This window comes from Methylobacterium sp. P3_A11 (genome assembly GCF_056403155.1).
The window spans coordinates 1-18,929 of sequence record NZ_JBFUGA010000032.1; the positions used below are offsets into that span (position 1 = coordinate 1).

Sequence of the window (18,929 nt, forward strand, 5' to 3'; positions counted from 1 at the left end):
TCGAGCCGGGACCAGCCGTCTCCACCCACGTCCTCTTGAACGTCCCCACACGGTCACCCCCGCGTTCGACCAATAACTGGCGCGGACGATGCGGGCGACCATGACCTCGATGATCGGCACCAAGGGTGGGTGCGAGGATCTGGGACGAGATCGGCGTCGAGGGTCGGGTGAGCGGATCGGCGAGCATAGGGCGGCGAGGTGACCGCGGATGCGGGCTCCGCGTGGGCCAGCGAAGCCGATACCCCGCCCACGAGCCTGCAAGTGGAGACGGGTCATCTACATCTTGTCACGGAAGCGAGTCTAGCAGCGAATTCACGCGATTAGAGGCCCGTAGCATACACATCTATACCGAAGGCCCATTCGATCTGAGGGCGCATAACTGCGATCTGTAGTTGAACCATGTTCTCGGCAGAAAATTCTTCCGTCCGGAGGCAGCAATTAAATTGCGCTCAAGTCCGAGATGGGGAAGAATTCCATCTTCTCCCAGCAATTGAGTATTCGGGCCGCTATTGAATAGGGCTTCAGTCCGTGCGAGACAATGGTGTCCGTGCAAGGCAATGCGGGAGAGCCCAGGCTGGCGTGAGCCGGTTATGGCGTCGAGGTGCGACCGCCCCCGGAAGCTCCGAGGCACAATCTCGTATCGTTGGACGATCTGGAGTGCGACGCATCCTGCGTCACTGACGAGCCGAGAGTGCCAACGTACCGTTGGTATCGGTTGGCAGGCACCCGCGACAGAGGGGGGCGACCGGAATGCTTTGACGGGCATTTCCTCGCCCGTCCGTCGAGGGAGAGCAGCATGTTTCCGGACGACAACGAATTCGAATTCGGCGGCCCTGACCGGGGCTGGAACTATGAGCCCTCGCGCGCCGATCTCTTCCGGCATTTCACGTCCCCCGTCTACACGACAGACGCGGACGGCTGGCTGACCTACTACAACGATGCGGCAGCCGACCTTTGGGGCTACCGCCCCGAACTCGGCAAGACGCGCTGGTGCGGCTGCTGGCGCATCTACACCGCTGATGGGACGCCTCTGCCGCTCAACGAGTGCCCAATGGCCGTAGCCATTAAGGAGGGGCGACCCGTGCGCGGCGTGCAGGTCGTGTTGGAGCAGCCGGATGGTACACGCATCCCGTTTATGCCCCACCCAACGCCGCTATGGGACCCGTCTGGCAATCTGGTCGCCGCGTCTAACGTCCTTCTCAAGATCACGAATTTGAATGGGCCTAACCCCATTGATCACCCGACCGAGCAATGGGCTCGGCCCATGCCGGAGGAGCGGGAAGCGGGCCACGAACTCGACGATCTTGCAGGCTTACTCCAAGCCAACTTAGCGGCATAGGAAGGCACGGCTCTGCCATAGTCCTCCGCCATTCAAGCGTCGGCCGCCCTGGAGCGGAAGGCGACCAATTTGCCAGCCTCTTCGGCCGCGTGAAGCGCGTCGGCGACAGCCAGAGCAAGTGTGGCCTGATCGAAGGGCTTGCTCAGCCGAGGCAGAACCAGATGATGTTCGGCCGGCGCCTCAGCGTAACCCGAGGCCAGGATGATCGGCATCCCAAAGCGCTCGACCGCAATCTGCTCTGCCAACTGCGTTCCTGTCATACCCGGCATAGCTTGGTCGGTAATGACGAGGTCGAACTCTTGCGGGTGACGTAGAAAGTCCAGTGCCTCTTGGCCCGACCGAGCCTGAATGACGCGATGACCTAAGTCCTCCAGCATCGCCACCGTGTTTTCCAGCACCAGCGGATCATCATCGACGACCAGCACGGTCAGGGATCGCGTCGGCACACGAGATAGAGGCACGGCGCTCGCAGGCTCGGCTCGTACCACCGCCGCCTTAGCCACCGGAAACCACATCTCCGCGGTGGTCCCCACGCCGACACGGCTCCTGAGCGAAAGACGGCCATTTGACTGCGCTGCTAAGCCCTGCACCATCGAGAGACCAAGCCCTGTGCCCTTGCCGACACCTTTAGTGGTGAAGAACGGCTCTTGCGCGCGAGCAAGGGTCTCCCCATCCATGCCAGTGCCGGTGTCCGCAACCGAGAAGCAAACGTAACGGCCTGCCGGCAAATCAGACGCGTCCTCCTCGCTCGCTTCTCGACCTCCAATCGTGATCGTGCCGCCCTCGGGCATGGCATCGCGCGCGTTCACGGTGAGGTTGAGGAGCGCCAGTTCACACTGATGCGCGTCCACCATCACGCGCGGTAGGCCAAGCGGGAAGTGGGTCTCGATGCGCACCCGCGGTCCAATCGAGCGCTGGAGCAGGTCCGTCATACCCTGCACGAGTTGAGGCAGGTCAACCGCCTTTGGGGTAAGCTCCTGCCGTCGCGCAAAGGCCAGCATCCGCTGTGTCAGGGCAGCACCGCGCTGTGCGCCCTGAACCGCATTGTCGAGCAGGCGTGTGAGCTTCGGGTCGTCCGGCAGCCGTTTCCGCAGCAGTTCGAGGCTGCCGAGAACCGCCATGAGGAGGTTGTTGAAGTCGTGCGCGACCMCTCCCGTGAGTTGGCCCACCGCCTCCATCTTCTGAGCTTGGGCCAGCGCTTCACGGGTTTGATCCAGAGCTTCCTGGGCCTGCTTGCGCTCGGTGATGTCGCGCGTGACTTTTGCGAAGCCTACAAGCTGCCCCTGTTCGTCGCGGATCGCGTCGATCACCACGTTGGCCCAAAAGCGGCTGCCGTCCTTGCGCACCCGCCAGCCCTCGGCCTCGAATCGCCCCTCCTGGGCTGCGGTCTCAAGCGCGGCTGCGGGAAAGCCGACCTGTAGGTCCTCCGGCGTGTAGAAGCGAGACAGGTGGCTGCCGATAATCTCCTGGGCCGAGTAGCCCTTGATGCGCTCAGCCCCTGCGTTCCAGTTGGCGATCCGGCCCTCAGTGTCGAGCATGAAGATGGCGTAGTCCTTCACACCCTGGAGCAGAAGGCGGAAGCGCTCCTCACTCGCGCGTAGGGCCGCGGCCTCGTGCTCGGATGCCTGCGAGAGGTGCCGGTCGAACATGGCTGCGGCGAGCGCCAGGACGAGGATCAGAAAGGTCGTGCCGGTGACCCAGAGCGCGAGGTAGGTTTGGTTTACGCTCGCGGTGCCGTGCGCATGATCCATGGGAGCATGGGCGCTGAACACGGAGCCCTGCATCGCGGCGTAGTGCATGCCCGCCACGGCAAAGCCCATGACCGCGGCGGCCAGGAGCCGGAGCCTCACACCGGTCTGCTGGAAGGCGAGCCAGAGCGCGGCGACGGCTGCGCCGATTGCGATGAGGATCGAGATGGCGACCCAGAGGTGGTCGTAGCGTAGGTCGGCTGGCATGCGCATCGCCGCCATGCCGGTGTAGTGCATGCCGGCGATGCCGAGCCCCATAACGAGGCCGCTCACGCAGAGGGCAGCCGGTCCTGCGCCGGGCCGATTGACGACGAAGAAGGCAAGCCCCGTGACCGCGATGGGTAGCACCAACGAGAGCAGGGTCAGGCGCAGATCGTAGCCGACCTCAAGGCCGGGGAGGCTGAAGGCCAGCATGGCGACGAAGTGCATCGACCAAATGCCTCCGCCCATGGCGAGAGCGGCGGTGGCGAGCCACGCGCGACAGGACCAGCCTGAGGTGGCACGCATGCGCGCCGCGAGGTCGAGTGCGGTGTAGGAAGCGGCAGCAGCGATCAGGATGGAGAGTGCCACGAGGGCAGCGTCGTGGGTTCCAGCGTGTGACATCCTGACGAATTACCTTACGACCTCGTTCGCTTTGCTGGCCCACCGCTTCCGGTCCGCCGGGAAGCGCAGGGTATGCCACGCGTTCAACGAGACAAAAGCAACACATGTTGGGGTGACAAGCTCTTGGCATCACGCTGCGTCATTCCGCGGCCGTGATCCTGCTTCGACGGCTGCCCACGACGTAACGAAACCGAGTCTTAAGGTATATTCGCCAGCTAGAAGGCGGGCCAGATGGGAGACTGCGCTACGTGGTCTGGCTCGGCCAGAGGACTCATGTATCCGTTGCACCCAAACGAGGTGAACCGCCTCCAGGCGTTGCACGATCTCAATGAGATAAGCTCCGGCCCGGAGGCGCAGTACAATGCCCTGTGCCGGACCGCGCGGGCACTCTTTGGCGTGCCAATCGCGCTTGTGTCCCTCGTCGGCGAGACCGAGCAGCGATTCAAGGGCGCGTGCGGACTGGACGTGAGCGGGACCCCGCGTGAGGTCTCCTTCTGCACATACACCATCCTCTCGGACGAGGTACTGGTGATCGAGGATGCCACACAGGATGTGCGGTTTGCTACCAATCCGCTCGTCACAGGCGAGCCGCATATCCGCTTCTATGCCGGCGCGCCGCTCGTTCTCGCCCCCGGCATTCAGCTCGGTTCCTTGTGCATCATCGACCGCGTGCCGCGGACGCTGTCATCTCAGCAGCAGGGGCAGCTTCGCGATCTGGCGGAGATCGTCGTCGCACAGCTTGGCTTACGCAGGGCAGAGCGCGATGCGCGGGAGAGCGCGGCTAACTACCGGTTGCTGGCCGACAACAGCACCGACGTGATTATCCGGTCCGATCTGGACGGAAAACGCCGCTACGTCTCGCCGGCTGCCGGCCGCCTGCTCGGCTCTGAGCCGCAGGACCTCGTCGGTACGCATCCTCTGGCGTTTGTACATCCTGATGAGGTCGGTGCCTACGCGCGGCTTCTGAAGCGATTGGGAGCGGGCGAGATCGCCCAGGCCGTGGCCCAGCAGCGCTACCGCCGCCGGGATGGAACGTGGCTGTGGGTCGAGGTCTCGTTCAGCCTCACACGCGATCAGATCACGGGCGAGCCCGATGGTTATGTCGCTGTCATCCGGGACATCTCACAGCGCAAGGAAGCTGAGTGCGAGATGACGCGTCTGGCGCGTCACGACCCGCTGACCGGCCTGCCTAACCGGCTACACTTTCGTGAGCAGCTTGATCAGGAGATCGCGCGCGCCAAGCGCAGTGGCGGCGGATTTGCCCTGTTCTGCCTCGATCTCGACCGTTTCAAATTGGTCAACGACACGCTTGGTCATCAAGCCGGCGACACCTTGCTGCGGATCGTGGCGCAACGCCTCAAGTCCGTTTTGCGCATCGAGGACACGATTGCGCGGCTCGGGGGCGATGAGTTCGTGATCATCCAGACCGGACAGGGTCGCACCGAAGACGCGGTCCGGCTGGCGGAGCGGCTGCTCGAAGCGGTGTCGCCGCCAGTTGATCTCGGCGGCTATCCTGCGGGGATTGGGATCAGCGTAGGGGTCGCGCTCGCTCCAGGCGACGGCCTCGATCCCGATCACCTCTACGCCCGAGCCGATCAGGCGCTCTACCGCGCCAAGGCCGCCGGCCGGAACACGTTCCGTCTCTACACCGAGGGAGATGCTGGAACCGACCTAACACCGTGTGAGGCTGGGCGGCGTGAGTTGGTCCTGCCCCTTGAACAGATCGAGCTTAACCCGCTGTTCGTCGGTGATCTGCTGCGGGAGATGCTGGAGAGCAGCACGGATTGCGTGAAGTTGCTCGATTACGAGGGCAACCTGCTGTTCCTGAGCGCGGGCGGCTCCAAGATGATGGAGATCGACGATGTCGGCCCGCTCCTCGGCCGACCCTGGGTCGATCTCTGGCAGGGTGAGCACAACGCGGCGGCTCGGCTCGCCCTAGCACAGGCCAGAGCCGGTTGGGCGGCTCGCTTCCAAGGCTTCTGCCACACCGCCAAGGGGCATCCGAAGTGGTGGGATGTGGCCTTGAGCCCGCTTAAGGGGCCGAGCGGCGCGCGCGGTCGCATCCTGGCCATCTCACGCGATGTCACGGCGCTTGTTGAGCTTGAGCGTGACCGGCAAATGACGGCGAACCGTTACAGGGCGCTCATCGAGGTCAGCGCGACTATGGTTTGGCGGGCGGAGCCGGACGGCTCTGTTATCGAGAGCACCGGTTGGGAAGCCTACTCGGGTCAGCCGGAGAGCGCCTACAGGGGCTTCGGCTGGCTGACCGCTGTCCATCCCGATGACCGGACGCGCGTGGTCTCCACATGGCGAGAGATCATCGGATCCCAATCAGCCGGTTCCTGTGAGTTCCGGGTCTTGCGCCGAGACGGAGTGTTCCGGTGGACCCTCATCAGGGTTGCACCACTCAAAGAGAACTCCGGTCATGTGCGGGAGTGGGTAGGTACGGCCACAGACATTCACCAGAGCAAGGAAGCTGCCGAGGCAACCTGTGCTCAGGAAGAGCGCTATCGTTTAGCTCTGCTCGCCACCAAGGATGCGATTTGGGATCATGACTTGACTTCAGATCGCATCGACTGGAGCGAGGCGACTCAGTCCCTTTTCGGGTACGCGAAAGACGAGATCGCCACGACGGGTGCTTGGTGGAAGGAGCGGATACATCCCTCTGACCGAGATCGTGTCGTCGCGTCGATCCAAAACGCTATCGACGGCTCCGATGATCGCTGGATCGACGAATACCGCTTCGCGCAGGGTGATGGTAACTATGCTGAGGTGCTCGACCGCGGTTTCGTGATCCGCGACGTGCAGGGCCGGGCCGTGCGCATGGTCGGTGCCATGCACGACCTCACGGATCAGCGTCAGGCTAATGCTGCCGTCAAGGCCAGCGAGGAGCGGCTGCGGCTTGCATTGCAGGCGGGGCGAATGATGGCCTGGGAGCGCCACCTGAAGACGGACTACAGCAGTCGGTCCGCGAACTCGCTGGAACTGCTGGGCATCCAGTCAGGGCCGCCCTCGCAGTTCCTCGACCGTGTCCACCCGGATGATCGCGAACAGATCGAGCGTCTCGTCCAACAGGGCTGCCAGAATCGTGAGCAGCGGGAATTCCGCTACATCCACCCTGACGGCCGCCTGATCTGGCTTAGCGCCTCAGTCGAGCGCGTGGATGCCGACCGGATCGTGGGCATCACCTTCGACATCACCGAGCGCAAGCGGAGCGAGGAAGATGCGTGGCGCACAGCCAATCACGACGCGCTCACCGGCCTGCCGAACCGCCGGCTATTCCATCAGCGCCTGGAGCAAGCGCTTGCTGCTGCTGAGCGGGGTAGCACGAGTGTGAGCCTTCTGCTGTTTGACCTCGACACCCTGCGGGACGTGAACGACACCCTCGGGCACGACGCGGGCGACGCCGTACTGAGCGAGGCGGCGAGCCGTCTGGGTGAGGGACTGCGCACAACCGATACGGTCGCGCGCCTGGGCGGCGACGAGTTCGCCATCGTCCTGACAGAACCGCTGCACCTCACGCATGCTGCAAGCTACGCCGAGACGCTACTGGAGCGGCTGAGGCAGCCTTTTACCTATCGAGGGCACGCGCTGACCTGCAAGGCGAGCGTCGGTCTGGCTGCTTTCCCGGATCACCACCGCGAAACGCGCGACCTGCTCAAGGACGCCGACATCGCGCTTTTCCGGGCCAAGGCCCAGGGCAGAAACCGCTCCGTCGTGTTCGCACCGGAGATGCGCGCCCAGACCGAGCGGCGCGTGAGCATCGCCGCGGAGATGCGGGTCGCAATCGATGCTGGACAGATCGTGCCGTTCTACCAGCCCAAGGTGTGCTTTTCGACAGGAGCGATCATTGGCTTCGAGGCGCTGGCACGCTGGCAGCATCCCGAGAAGGGGCTGCTGACGCCCGGCTATTTCGGATCGGCGTTCGAAGACCCCGAACTCGCCACAGCCATCGGTGATAGTATTCTTCGGCAAGTCACCGCAGATATGCGCGCGTGGAACGAACGCGGTCTCGGATTCGGCCGAGTAGCCGTGAATTTTGCCTCAGCCGAGTTCAGGAAGCCTGATCTGGCTGGCGGCATTCTCGCCGCGCTGAGCGCGTCCCAGGTGCCGGCTTCTCAGTTCGAGGTGGAGGTCACCGAGACAGTGTTCCTGGGCCACGGTTCGGAGGCTGTGCCAGGCACCCTCCAGCGGCTGCACGACAGCGGGGTTCTGATCAGCCTAGACGATTTCGGAACAGGTTTCGCCTCGCTCACCCACCTGAAGCAATTTCCGGTTGATCACATCAAGGTGGACCAAAGTTTCGTCCGCGATGTCGAGCGGAGCGCGGAGGATGCTGCCATTGTGGCCGCCGTTATTGGGCTAGGTCGCAGTTTAGGCATGAAGGTTACAGCCGAGGGCGTCGAGACACATGGACAGGCAGAGCATCTGGTCGCGCTGGGCTGCGACTACGCACAGGGCTATCTCTATGCCAAGCCGATGGCTGGGTCGCGTGTGCCCTGGCTGATCGACGCGTGGGATGCCGCGGCACGTGTACCCGAGCCGCTCCTACGTTTGGTCTGACAGCACGGTGCGATGGTCCAAAGGCGAGCGCCTTGACCGTCATGCCGGCCGAGCCCGCCGTAGCGGTTCGAAATGCGCTGACCGCTTCGGCCTAAGTTGTCTAGGACGACAGCGATGAGAGCCGCAAGCATCCAGCCTGCGGCTCGCCCGTTGACTACGCTGCCAGATTCGCCTGCTCACTCGTCTGCTGTATTTTCCAGAACGTGGCGTTCAATAGCACAACTTCACGCTCGCTTAGCTTGTACGCCTTGGACAAAAGTCGAACGTCACCCACACCCGCCTTCTTCATCTTGCCGCGCCAGTACCGCACCTTCTGACGTTCGGCATCAGTCATCGCGCCATCCTCGTGAGTGCAGCGAATCGGCCGGTCCTCGATCACGCTGGGCACTTCCTCGATGGTGCTGCCCAGCCGCCTCTTCAGGTACTCGGCTTGCCGGCGCGAGAACACGTATACAACCGCCGGCTCGGCCGATGAGAAGTCACGCAGCACGCCGCGCATTACGAATTGATACATGGCGTTGAACTCTCGCCAATCGGTGAGTTCGGCCGCCGTCATTCCGCAGACCTCGCGCAGCGAGCCGACCTCGAACTGGCTCGCCTTCATTGCCGCGAGCCACGCCACCCGCTTGTAATGCTGGAGGTCATTGCGCCCATGGGCCTTCGGACTGATGAAGTCCTGCTGATCGAGCTTGCCCTTCGCTCGCATCTTCTCATTCGCCGTCCATAGTACCGGCACGCCACCCGCGTCCTGCTTGATCCATTCGGTCACCGATTCGAGCGGCAGATCCCTCTCTCGCGAAAGCGAGTGAGTGAACTGTCGCGGTGCTCCGAGAAATACCGAATCGTGACCCGCTGCGCGGTAGGTATGAGGCGCTTGCGACGCTCAAACTCGATGGGCTGGAATCTGACGCCCCATTTCTCCATCCAAGTTTTGACCGTCACGGATTTCATCGCCTCGTCCCCGAGCAGCCGTACGCTGCGGAAATGGCTGAGGTTCAGCGGTGAGGTGACGGCGAAGAACTCCAGCCGGCCACCCTCGGTGGGATCGTCCCACGCCTTCCGCTTCACCCACACGTGGGTATTCGGCTTGGCCAGCAACACGCACAGTCTGTGATGGACGCGGTCGTAGTCGTCCACGTCGGTGGCACGCGCGAGTTCCTGTCCGGCACCGGTCGAGCCCAAGTTGTAGCAACCCCAATCATCGATCTCGGCGTGAACGTAGCGGCGCAGCACCTCGGCGTGGTTCTTCGCGTCGATGCGGAAGGTGGTGAAGCAGTCCGGCACCTCATCGAACACGACTTCGCAGTCGCCCCATGCCGGCCAATCCATCATCGTGGCGGCTGCCTGGGTTACGAACACGAGCGCAGGCGCGCCAGCCGGCAGCACGTTGAGATCCTTCCGGATGTTCGCCACTGGAGGGGAACGCGGCACTCCTGCTTCTCGCTGTGCGCTTCGAAAATCCGGAAACGCATCGCCGTACCGCGGCCCGCGATCTCGAAGAACTCCTTCCGGCGCTGCTCGATGGTGCTGATCTTGTCCACCACGTAAACAGTGCGACCCTTCTCGCGAGCGATCCGGCCGAGTTCGTCGCGGGTCTTGCCCTGTCCGCACTCGCCCTCCTTGACCAGCACGGTCAGGCCGCTCTCGTCACGCTCCAACAGCGGATGCCACTCGACCTGGTCAACCTCGACCGGAAGGCTCATGATCCAGTCGATCAGCGCCGCGGCCTTATCCTCGCCGTGCTGCCGGATGAAGTAGCCACCATCTGTCTCATCGATCTGGCGGAGGATGCCGTCCACCTCGCCGTAGCTGAGTGCGCCGTCGGTCTTGGTCCAGACCATGCCGTGCAACGAGCGCATCGTCTCGTAGTGGCTGCCGTTCGTGATCCGCTGACGGTGGAAATCGTCCCAGGCCGGGTTGAAGACCGCCGGATTCTCGATGCCCATTTCGGATCGGACTGTTCGGTCTTCGCGATGCCGCTTCAGAGCCTCGGCCTGTTCGGGCGTCGGGTTGGCACACGGCTGCCGCGGCCCCTTCTGCACGACGTACTTCGTCCAGCTACCGGGGTACTGTTGCGCAAGCTCGCGCTGCCCCGCGAGAGCGGCATCTACGACGAGAGGTCGAGCGTTGAGGCGCTCCATACATGTTGGATCATGCGGTGGCGCGAAGACGAAATCGACAGGGTCGTAGATCGAAACGTCGGCCTGCTGGCCCAAGACAGTCCAGTTCAGCCACAGGGCGACATGCAGCATCTCGATGCGCGTGAGGTCTCGGTCGGTGTCGATGACGACGCGGAACTTCGGCTTCTCGGGCGTATGGCTGAAGCTCGTGTACATGAAATACGCGAAACCGTGTGCATCGAGGCGGTTAGCGACTTCCTGCATCGTGACGATAGGACGGCCATAGTCGGCGTTGTCCACGTCGGCGTAGAACAGGCTGAGTGCGTCGCTCTCGGGCGCACCGTTGCGCCACTGGCCAAAGCGCGTGAACTGATGTCCGTCTGCCCGGCGTGTGAAGGTGCGGTTACTCGAATCGTAGAGTGCCGGCACGAAACCGTAGCTCTCCAGCTTGTTGGACTGCGGCGTCGGAAAACGAAGCTCGTAGAGGACGTGATCGCGGACGGCGGCGAAGGAGGGCAGGTTATGGTAGTCAGTGATCTCTGCCATGACGAGGCGACGCGTCCCGGTCTGTGGATCGGCGTGAATGCGCGTGAGATCGCTCAAGGAATAAACACGAGTATGCATTGAGAAATAATCTTTTTTGAAATGTATTTTTGCCTCAAAACGAGGCGGCACCAGAATGCCAACGACGAACTTTGCCGCCCATATTAAACTCACATGTCCTCACTTCGGCAGAATCGATAACGCCCGACCAGATTCTTGTCGTGAGAATTTCTCTCAAGCCGCAATTTTTAATTTTTACATCTGAGTTCGCCAATAGATATTCAAAGCGAATTCATAGCGAGTATGTAGTAAGCCTATTTCAAATACACGCTCGCACCATATTGGAAAATTATATTGTGACCAGCATCAATTCTAAGCGTCGCCGCCTTTTCTCGGTCGTCCGAATTCATCAGTGCGGGACTTGCGAGAGCACCTGGGTCGAGAAGATTGCCTTCAGCACCAGCATGGTTGCTCCGATAAACTGGGGCGGGTGCCCAGCGGAGCTTCACTTCTGGAATTACCAGAAGCGCGTCGCCATAAATCAGCAGGCCACGGATCTGTTCGGGCGCGAAGGCGTCGTGTTTCGTGGGCCGGTTTTAATACGAACCGGCGACGCAATGTTTTACGGTCTGAAGATCCAGGGCAGTAAGGCGCAGGTGGAGCGCGATTTGGCGGGCCTCGGCCTGAATTCGAACCCAGTCATCATCGATTCGAGAGACTGGGTGGCTCACCAGAATATTTACACCCAGAACCAGAACGACGCTTTTGCCATAAGGCTGCATTTGCGCTGAATGGGCGCGGGGTGGGAGTCAAGGCGCTTTCACCCCAACAACCATTGTACAGCCAAATCGAGGTGTCAGATGCGCCGGTCTGACATTCTCTTCCATCCTCCCCGACCCGTCTCCACTTGCAGGCTCGTGGGCGGGGTATCGGCTTCGCTGGCCCACGCGGAGCCCGCATCCGCGGTCACCTCRCCGCCCTATGCTCGCCGATCCGCTCACCCGACCCTCGACGCCGATCTCGTCCCAGATCCTCGCACCCACCCTTGGTGCCGATCATCGAGGTCATGGTCGCCCGCATCGTCCGCGCCAGTTATTGGTCGAACGCGGGGGTGACCGTGTGGGGACGTTCAAGAGGACGTGGGTGGAGACGGCTGGTCCCGGCTCGACCGGGCAGCGTTCCACGCCCGTTCCCGTCCGGGCTCGTTTTTCTCACGCCTCATCTAGTAAGCGGACCCGGCCGGACACGTGAGGAATCCGACTGGCTCACAGGAGATCAGGGTTCATATTGGAGGTGAGGTCTCCTCTTTTTCCCTCCAGTGCGATCCATGTGCTCGCCTCGATCCGGGAGGCAATCGAGAGACATGATGGGTCGGTCGCGGCGGCCCGAGGCCCGTAGGCCGAGCCCGGCGAGGCTGAGGACCGCAGGTGCTGCCTGGGCCGACCCATCACGAGCGGGTGGGCGCTGACGCGCCCACCCCTCAACCAAACTTCCGACCGTCGCAAGTTTCGCCCGTGGTCGGCCGGCTTGAGCAGCACCGCAGCGCGGCGTGCTTGATCGGCGATTCGCCTGTGATCACCTCCGAAACGCCGCCGGTCGGGTCGAGACGCCCGAGGCAAAGCCTAAACCATTTCTCCGCTGTGGCGCTCACCACGATCAGCGAGATTCTGGAGCAACGGTCGCGGCCACGGTCGGCCTACCTATTCTGCAAGGCTAACGGGAGCCGGATCGGGAACCCGCGCAAGGCGTTCGAGAACGCGTGTCGCAGAGCGGGAACCGACGACTTTCGGAGGCACGATCTGCGCCACACGTTCGCGTCGTGGTTCGTACAGGAGGGGGGCGACCTCTACCGCCTCAGCCGCATCCTCGGCCACACGACGCTCCAGATGAGCAGTCGCTACGCGCACCTCCGTACCGACGATCTGCACGACGAGCTTCAGCGCGTGTCACAAAAGCGGTCACGAGAGCACCAGACTGGCACCCTGAAATCGAGAGCAGAAGCTGAGGGGGAACATGCCGGACGATCTCCAAACCGTTAAAGAAAAACGGTTTCCGATCATCCAGCATGTTGAGATTCGATGGTACCACCGCCCCGGCTCGAACGGGGGACCCCCAGATCCACAATCTGGTGCTCTAACCAACTGAGCTACGGCGGCACTGGCGGGCGGTGTATCGTGGGCCGCGGCGGTTTTCAAGGCGATCTGTGCACGGGATGCGGAGTCGGTGAATGTCGGTCGCCGGGATCGGCCCCGGCCGGGTGGCCAGCGACGCGGCGGTGCGCCCGTTTGCAACCGGATCGGACCCGGCTGTAACTGCGCCCTCGAGACCGATGCGTCGACCTGACCGATCGGGCGGACCTGAGGCGAAGGGACGGACCGTGAGTGCGCGACAGCCAGCGGGGGGCGCCGGCGGGGGCAGGGCGCCCACCGAGGGGCTCGCCCATCGTCCGGCCCGGCCGGCCGGCCGGGACCGCCGGCACTGGGCCGGGATGCGCCTCGTCCAGGCCCCCGGACGCCTCCGCAGCCTCGTCCGCCGGAGCGAAGGGGGACTCGTCGCCCTGGCGACCCTGGTGGGATGCGTCGCCGGCGTGGCGGTCTCGGCCATGACCTGGATCACCCAGACCCTGCGCGAGGCCCTGTATCAGCTGCCCGTGGGCGCGCGGCTCAGCGCCGTCGATGCCGTGTCGCCGGTGCTCCTCCTCGTCGGCCCCTGCCTGGGCGGCGCCGTCCTCGGCCTCCTGATCGTCGCCGCCAACTATGTCCGCGGCCCGCGCAAGCGCCCCGCCATCGATCCGATCGAGGCCAACGCCCTGCATGGCGGCCGCATGTCCCTGCGCGACAGCCTCTACCTCGCCCTCCAGAACGTGCTCTCGAACGGGTCCGGCGCCTCGGTCGGCCTCGAAGCCGGCTACACGCAGATCGCCTCCGGGCTCGCCTCGCGGCTGGGCATCGCCTTCGAGGTGCGGCGCAGCGACCTGCGCACCCTCGTGGGCTGCGGCGCCGCCGGGGCCATCGCGGCCGGCTTCGGCGCGCCGCTCGCCGGGGCCTTCTACGCCTTCGAGCTGATCATCGGCACCTATTCCATCGCCACCCTGACGCCGGTGGTCGTGGCGGCGCTCTGCGGCAACCTGATCTCCCGGTCGCTGATTGCGGCCCAGCCGCTCGTCGATCTCGGCGACATGCAGGCGGTCACGACCTCGCACGTCACCAGCCTGGAGATCCTGCCGAGCCTCGCCCTCGGGCTGGTCTGCGCGGGCTTGGGCATCCTGATCATGCGCGGGGTCACCCTGGTCGAGCGCCTGGTCCAGGCGTCCGGCGTGCCGCGGGTGGCGGCCCCCGCCTTCGGGGGGCTCTGCGTCGGCGCGCTGGCGCTGCTGGCGACCCCCCAGGTGCTCTCGGGCGGCCACGGCGCCCTGCACATGCACTTCGCCGCCGAGGGGCAGGGGCACGGCATCGCGGCCCTGGCCGGGCTGTTCGCCGCCAAGGCCACCGCCTCGGCGATCTCCATCGGCTCGGGATTCCGGGGCGGCCTGTTCTTCGCCTCCCTGTTCCTCGGTGCCATCGCGGGCAAGCTGTTCGCCGCCCTGGCCCCCGTGCTGGTGCCGCCGCTGGCGGATTTCGGCCTCACGCCGCTCGCCTACGCGGTGATCGGCATGAGCGCGCTCGCCGTGGCGATCATCGGCGGCCCGCTGACCATGACGTTCCTGGCGCTGGAGGTCACCGGCAGCCTGCCGATCACCGGCGTCGTGCTGGCGGCGGTGATCGCGTCCTCGCTGACCGTCCGCAAGACCTTCGGCTACTCCTTCGCCACTTGGCGCTTCCAYYTGCGTGGCGARASCATCCGCAGCCCCCACGATGTCGGCTGGATCCGGTCGCTCACCGTCGGCCGGCTCATGCGCCGCAATCCCGGCACCGTGGCGGTCGACACGCCGATGGCGACCTTCCTGCGCGCGCATCCCCTCGGCTCGCCCTCCCGGGTGATCGCCGTCGACGGAGGCGGGCGCTACGCCGGCATCGTGAACGTCCCGGAGGCCCACGCGGCCGCCCGGGACTCCGCCGCCGACGCGCAGCCGGTCCTCGCCGACCTGCTCCTGCACGCCGGCGACTTCCTCACGCCCGGCATGAACGCCAAGGACGCCGCCGCCGCCTTCGACCGGACGGAGAGCGAGGCCCTCGCGGTGGTCGAGAGTGCCGAGACCCGGAAGGTGCTCGGCCTGCTGACCGAGAGCCACACGCTCAAGCGTTACAGCGATGAACTCGACCGCCAGCGCCGGGCCATGGCGGGCGAAACCGACTGATTGTCAGGCCGGGGTGTTGACCCGATCCCGGCGCGGACCAATCACCTGACGCCGACGACCCGGGCTCGCAGAGGCCCGCTCTTCGAAACGCGTGGAGGATTCATGGCCGCCCCAGAGAACAGCCAGCAGCGCCACTACCGCATCGCGGTGATCCCAGGCGACGGTATCGGCAAGGAGGTGGTGCCCGAGGGCGTGCGCGTGCTGGAGCAGGCGGCCAAGCGGCACGGCTTCAGCCTCCAGCTCGACTGGTTCGATTTCGCCAGCTGCGACTATTACGAAGCGCACGGCCGGATGATGCCTGAGGACTGGAAGGCGCGGATCGAGACCCACGACGCGATCTATTTCGGCGCCGTCGGCATGCCCGAGCGGGTGCCCGACCACATCTCCCTCTGGGGCTCGCTGATCCTGTTCCGGCGGGAATTCGACCAGTACGCGAACCTGCGCCCGGTGCGGCTGATGCCGGGGGTGAAGTGCCCGCTGGCCGACCGCAAGCCCGGCGACATCGACTTCTGGGTGGTCCGCGAGAACACCGAGGGTGAATACTCGAACGCGGGCGGGCGGATGTTCGCCGGCACCGACCGGGAATTCGCCCTGCAGGAGACCATCATGACCCGTTACGGGACTGACCGGATCCTGAAATTCGCCTTCGAGCTTGCCCAGAAGCGACCGAAGAAGCACCTGACCTCGGCCACGAAGTCGAACGGCATCTCGATCACCATGCCGTACTGGGACGAGCGAGTGAAGGCGGTGGCCGAGGCCTACCCGGACGTGCGCTGGGATCAGTACCACATCGACATCCTGACCGCGCATTTCGTCCTGAACCCGGACCGGTTCGACGTGGTGGTCGCCTCCAACCTGTTCGGCGACATCCTGTCGGACCTCGGCCCGGCCTGCACGGGCACGATCGGCATCGCGCCGTCCGGCAACATCAACCCGGAGCGGGTGCACCCCTCGGTGTTCGAGCCGGTCCACGGCTCGGCGCCGGACATCGCCGGTCAGGGGATCGCCAACCCGATCGGCCAGATCTGGTCGGGGGCGATGATGCTGGAGCATCTCGGCGAGCACGCGGCGGCGGCCGAGATCGTCGGCGGGATCGAACGGGTGCTGTCCGAGCGGACGCTGCGCACCCGCGACCTCGGCGGCAACGCCGACACGCAGGTCTGCGGCAAGGCGGTGGCGCAGGCCCTGGGGTAGGGCAATCAGCCCGAGCCTCCCTTCCACGCCCTCATCCCGAGGTGCCCGCGCCAGCGGGCCTCGAAGGAGCACTCCAGGGATCGCGAGACCGCTGGAGGGCTCCTTCGAGGGCTACGCTGCGCTTCGCCGCCTCAGGATGAGGTGTGTGGTCGGGAGAACCGTTGCAGACCGTGGCGTCAGCGCGGGCGGCGGCGCACGCTCACCACGTTGCTTGCCGGCTCGGCCTTGCCGGAAGCCGCCGGCAACGTATCGAGGGCGGTCTTGACGATGGTTTTGGCGTCGAGCCCGGCCTCGGCGTACATCTTCTCCGGGCTGTCGTGGTCCTGGTAGGTGTCCGGCAGCGTCAGCGTCCGCACCCGCACCCCGCCCGCGTCCAGCGCGCCCTTCTCCGCGAGGAGATGCAGCACCATCGCGCCGAACCCGCCCCGCGAGCCCTCCTCGATCGTCAGCAGGACCTCGTGGTCCCGCGCCAGATCCAGGATCAGCGCCTCGTCCAGCGGCTTGGCGAAGCGCGCATCCGCCACCGTCACCGCAACGCCCTGCTCGGACAGCGTGTCGGCCGCCTTCAGCGCCTCGGCGAGCCGCGTGCCGAGCGACAGGATCGCCACCCGCGCCTCCGCGTCCCGGCGCACCACCCGGCCCTTGCCGATCGGCAGCACCTCGCCCCGCTCCGGAAGCTCGATCCCCACGCCCTCGCCGCGCGGGTAGCGCAGCGCGATCGGGCCTGAGTCGTGGGCGTGCGCGGTCGCCACCATGTGCACCAGCTCGGCCTCGTCGGCGGCCGCCATCACGGTCATGTTCGGCAGGCAGCACAGATACGCCAGGTCGAACGCGCCCGCATGCGTCGCCCCGTCCGCCCCCACCAGGCCGGCCCGGTCCAGGCAGAACCGCACGGGCAGGTTCTGCAGCGCCACGTCGTGCACCACCTGGTCGTAGGCCCGCTGCAGGAAGGTCGAGTAGATCGCCACGAACGGCCGGTAGCCCTCCGTCGCCAGGCCGCCCGCGAAGGTCACCGCGTGCTGCTCGGCGATGCCCACGTCGAAGGTCTTGTCCGGATGCGCCTTGCCGAACAGGTCGATGCCCGTGCCCCCCGGCATCGCCGCGGTGATCGCCACGACCTTGTCGTCGGCATCGGCCGCCTTGATCAGGCTCTCGCCGAACACCCGCGTGTAGGCCGGCGCGTTCGGCTTGGCCTTGGCCTGCACCCCCGAGACCACGTCGAACTTCACCACGCCGTGGTAGCGGTCGGCGCTGGCCTCGGCCGGCGCGTAGCCCTTGCCCTTGCGGGTGACCACGTGCAGCAGGATCGGGCCGTGCTCGGCGTCGCGGACGTTCTTGAGCACCGGCAGCAGGTGGTCGAGGTTGTGCCCGTCGACGGGGCCGACGTAGTGGAAGCCCATCTCCTCGAACATCGTGCCGCCGCCGACCACCAGCGAGCGGGCGTATTCCTCGGCCGCCGCCGCGCGCTGGTAGAGCGCCTTGGGYAGGAGCTTGCCGAGCTGCTTGGCGGTCTCGCGCAGGGACTGGTAGGCGCCCCCCGAGGCGAGCCGGGCGAGGTAGGCCGACATGGCGCCCACCGGAGGGGCGATCGACATGTCGTTGTCGTTGAGGATGACGATCAGGCGCGAGTGCAGGGCGCCGGCGTTGTTGAGCGCCTCGTAGGCCATGCCGGCCGACATCGAGCCGTCGCCGATCACCGCGATGGCGTTGCGGCGCTTCTGCGGGCGGTTCTTCTGCTTGGCGGCGGCGTTGTCGAGGTCGCGGGCGACCGCCATGCCCAGCGCGGCCGAGATCGACGTGGACGAGTGGGCCGCGCCGAACGGGTCGTAGACGCTCTCGCTGCGCTTGGTGAAGCCCGACAGGCCCCCGCCCTGGCGGAGCGTGCGGATCCGGTCGCGCCGCTCGGTCAGGATCTTGTGCGGGTAGCACTGGTGGCCGACGTCCCAGACGATCCGGTCGTCGGGCGTGTCGAACACGTGGTGCAGCGCAACCGTCAGCTCGACCACCCCGAGACCCGAGCCCAGATGGCCGCCGGTGATCGACACCGCGTCGATCATCTCGGCCCGGACCGCCTCCGCAACCGCCGGAAGATCCGACTCCGGCAAACGCCGCAACGCCGCCGGATTCGGGACACGATCGAGAAGCGCACTCTGCTCGGGGGTAATTGCCACGGCATCAACCTCTAACGGATGGGATCGGTTTGATCGCCGAGCCTCAGGACATGTCGAGTGGGGCAACGCCCTCGGGGCGCCCGTCGGAGCCCAGCGTGATCCGCTGGATCCGCGCCTCGGCCCGCTTGAGGAGCGCCTCGCAATGCTTCTTCAGCACCTCGCCGCGCTCGTAGATCGCCACCGACTCGTCGAGCGGCACGTCGCCGCGCTCGAGCCGGCGGACGATTTCCTCGAGCTGTTCCAGCGCCTTCTCGAAGGGCAGGTCGCCGGCGGCGGGGGCCACCTCGGGTCTGCTCGCACTCATCCCAGATACTTCCTTTGGGGGTGGTTGTACGGCGCGAAACCCGGTGC

12 protein-coding genes and 1 tRNA gene are annotated in these 18,929 nt (G+C 65.3%); 6 read left to right on the plus strand and 7 right to left on the minus strand.

Translation table 11 applies throughout. The features are described from left to right. The first annotated feature begins 796 nt into the window (after positions 1-796). The gene (locus AC1DXK_RS12380) at positions 797-1,339 is read left to right on the plus strand and encodes a PAS domain-containing protein (protein WP_457108581.1); all 543 of its coding nucleotides are present in this window, start codon (positions 797-799) and stop codon (positions 1,337-1,339) included. Between the two features lie 32 nt (positions 1,340-1,371). On the opposite strand, the gene AC1DXK_RS12385 is transcribed toward AC1DXK_RS12380, so the two are convergent. Continuing rightward, a complete protein-coding gene (locus tag AC1DXK_RS12385) occupies positions 1,372-3,690 on the minus strand; it encodes an MHYT domain-containing protein (protein WP_477297905.1) in 2,319 nt (772 codons plus the stop codon). A gap of 273 nt (positions 3,691-3,963) precedes the next feature. Between AC1DXK_RS12385 and AC1DXK_RS12390 the strand changes: the two genes are divergently transcribed. Then, complete coding sequence (locus AC1DXK_RS12390; RefSeq protein ID WP_457108579.1) at positions 3,964-8,253, plus strand: diguanylate cyclase domain-containing protein; 4,290 nt, start codon at positions 3,964-3,966, stop codon at positions 8,251-8,253. A 154-nt stretch (positions 8,254-8,407) separates the two neighbouring features. Here AC1DXK_RS12390 and AC1DXK_RS12395 read toward each other — a convergent pair whose 3' ends face one another. The 3 genes from AC1DXK_RS12395 to AC1DXK_RS12405 are packed head-to-tail and all read right to left on the minus strand — an operon-like array spanning position 8,408 to position 10,976. Further along, the gene (locus AC1DXK_RS12395) at positions 8,408-9,022 is read right to left on the minus strand and encodes a hypothetical protein (RefSeq protein ID WP_477297907.1); all 615 of its coding nucleotides are present in this window, start codon (positions 9,020-9,022) and stop codon (positions 8,408-8,410) included. Further along, a complete protein-coding gene (locus AC1DXK_RS12400; RefSeq protein WP_457108577.1) occupies positions 9,019-9,639 on the minus strand; it encodes a hypothetical protein in 621 nt (206 codons plus the stop codon). Before AC1DXK_RS12400 ends, AC1DXK_RS12395 begins: the two co-directional genes overlap by 4 nt. Further along, positions 9,603-10,976, minus strand: a complete 1,374-nt coding sequence (locus tag AC1DXK_RS12405) for a hypothetical protein (protein WP_457108576.1) — start codon at positions 10,974-10,976, stop codon at positions 9,603-9,605. Before AC1DXK_RS12405 ends, AC1DXK_RS12400 begins: the two co-directional genes overlap by 37 nt. A 296-nt stretch (positions 10,977-11,272) precedes the next feature. On the opposite strand from AC1DXK_RS12405, the gene AC1DXK_RS12410 reads away from it, so the two are divergent. Both AC1DXK_RS12410 and AC1DXK_RS12415 read left to right on the plus strand, forming a co-directional pair. Beyond that, a complete protein-coding gene (locus AC1DXK_RS12410) occupies positions 11,273-11,707 on the plus strand; it encodes a hypothetical protein (RefSeq protein ID WP_457108575.1) in 435 nt (144 codons plus the stop codon). Between the two features lie 780 nt (positions 11,708-12,487). Further along, entirely contained in the window at positions 12,488-12,955 is a 468-nt protein-coding gene (locus AC1DXK_RS12415) for a site-specific integrase (protein WP_477297928.1), read from the plus strand. Between the two features lie 40 nt (positions 12,956-12,995). On the opposite strand, the gene AC1DXK_RS12420 is transcribed toward AC1DXK_RS12415, so the two are convergent. Beyond that, a tRNA-His gene (locus tag AC1DXK_RS12420) sits at positions 12,996-13,072 on the minus strand. 332 nt (positions 13,073-13,404) lie between these two features. Here AC1DXK_RS12420 and AC1DXK_RS12425 point away from each other — a divergent pair. Beyond that, the gene (locus tag AC1DXK_RS12425; protein WP_477297930.1) at positions 13,405-15,213 is read left to right on the plus strand and encodes a chloride channel protein; all 1,809 of its coding nucleotides are present in this window, start codon (positions 13,405-13,407) and stop codon (positions 15,211-15,213) included. A 102-nt stretch (positions 15,214-15,315) separates the two neighbouring features. Beyond that, the gene (locus tag AC1DXK_RS12430) at positions 15,316-16,407 is read left to right on the plus strand and encodes a tartrate dehydrogenase (protein ID WP_477297910.1); all 1,092 of its coding nucleotides are present in this window, start codon (positions 15,316-15,318) and stop codon (positions 16,405-16,407) included. Positions 16,408-16,583: 176 nt separating this feature from the next. On the opposite strand, the gene dxs is transcribed toward AC1DXK_RS12430, so the two are convergent. Then, positions 16,584-18,578, minus strand: a complete 1,995-nt coding sequence (dxs, locus tag AC1DXK_RS12435; RefSeq protein ID WP_477297912.1) for a 1-deoxy-D-xylulose-5-phosphate synthase — start codon at positions 18,576-18,578, stop codon at positions 16,584-16,586. A gap of 43 nt (positions 18,579-18,621) precedes the next feature. Further along, positions 18,622-18,882 carry an exodeoxyribonuclease VII small subunit gene (locus AC1DXK_RS12440; RefSeq protein WP_012320922.1) on the minus strand — a complete coding sequence of 87 codons (261 nt, stop codon included), beginning with the start codon at positions 18,880-18,882 and terminating at the stop codon, positions 18,622-18,624. Between the last annotated feature and the right edge of the window lie 47 nt (positions 18,883-18,929).

Excerpts from the sequence above, each read along its gene's own strand:
- AC1DXK_RS12380 (WP_457108581.1), top strand. The coding sequence starts at position 797 with ATGTTTCCGGACGACAACGAATTCGAATTCGGCGGCCCTGACCGGGGC.
- AC1DXK_RS12390 (WP_457108579.1), top strand. The coding sequence starts at position 3,964 with ATGTATCCGTTGCACCCAAACGAGGTGAACCGCCTCCAGGCGTTGCAC.
- AC1DXK_RS12430 (WP_477297910.1), top strand. The coding sequence starts at position 15,316 with ATGGCCGCCCCAGAGAACAGCCAGCAGCGCCACTACCGCATCGCGGTG.
- AC1DXK_RS12440 (WP_012320922.1), bottom strand. The coding sequence starts at position 18,882 with ATGAGTGCGAGCAGACCCGAGGTGGCCCCCGCCGCCGGCGACCTGCCC.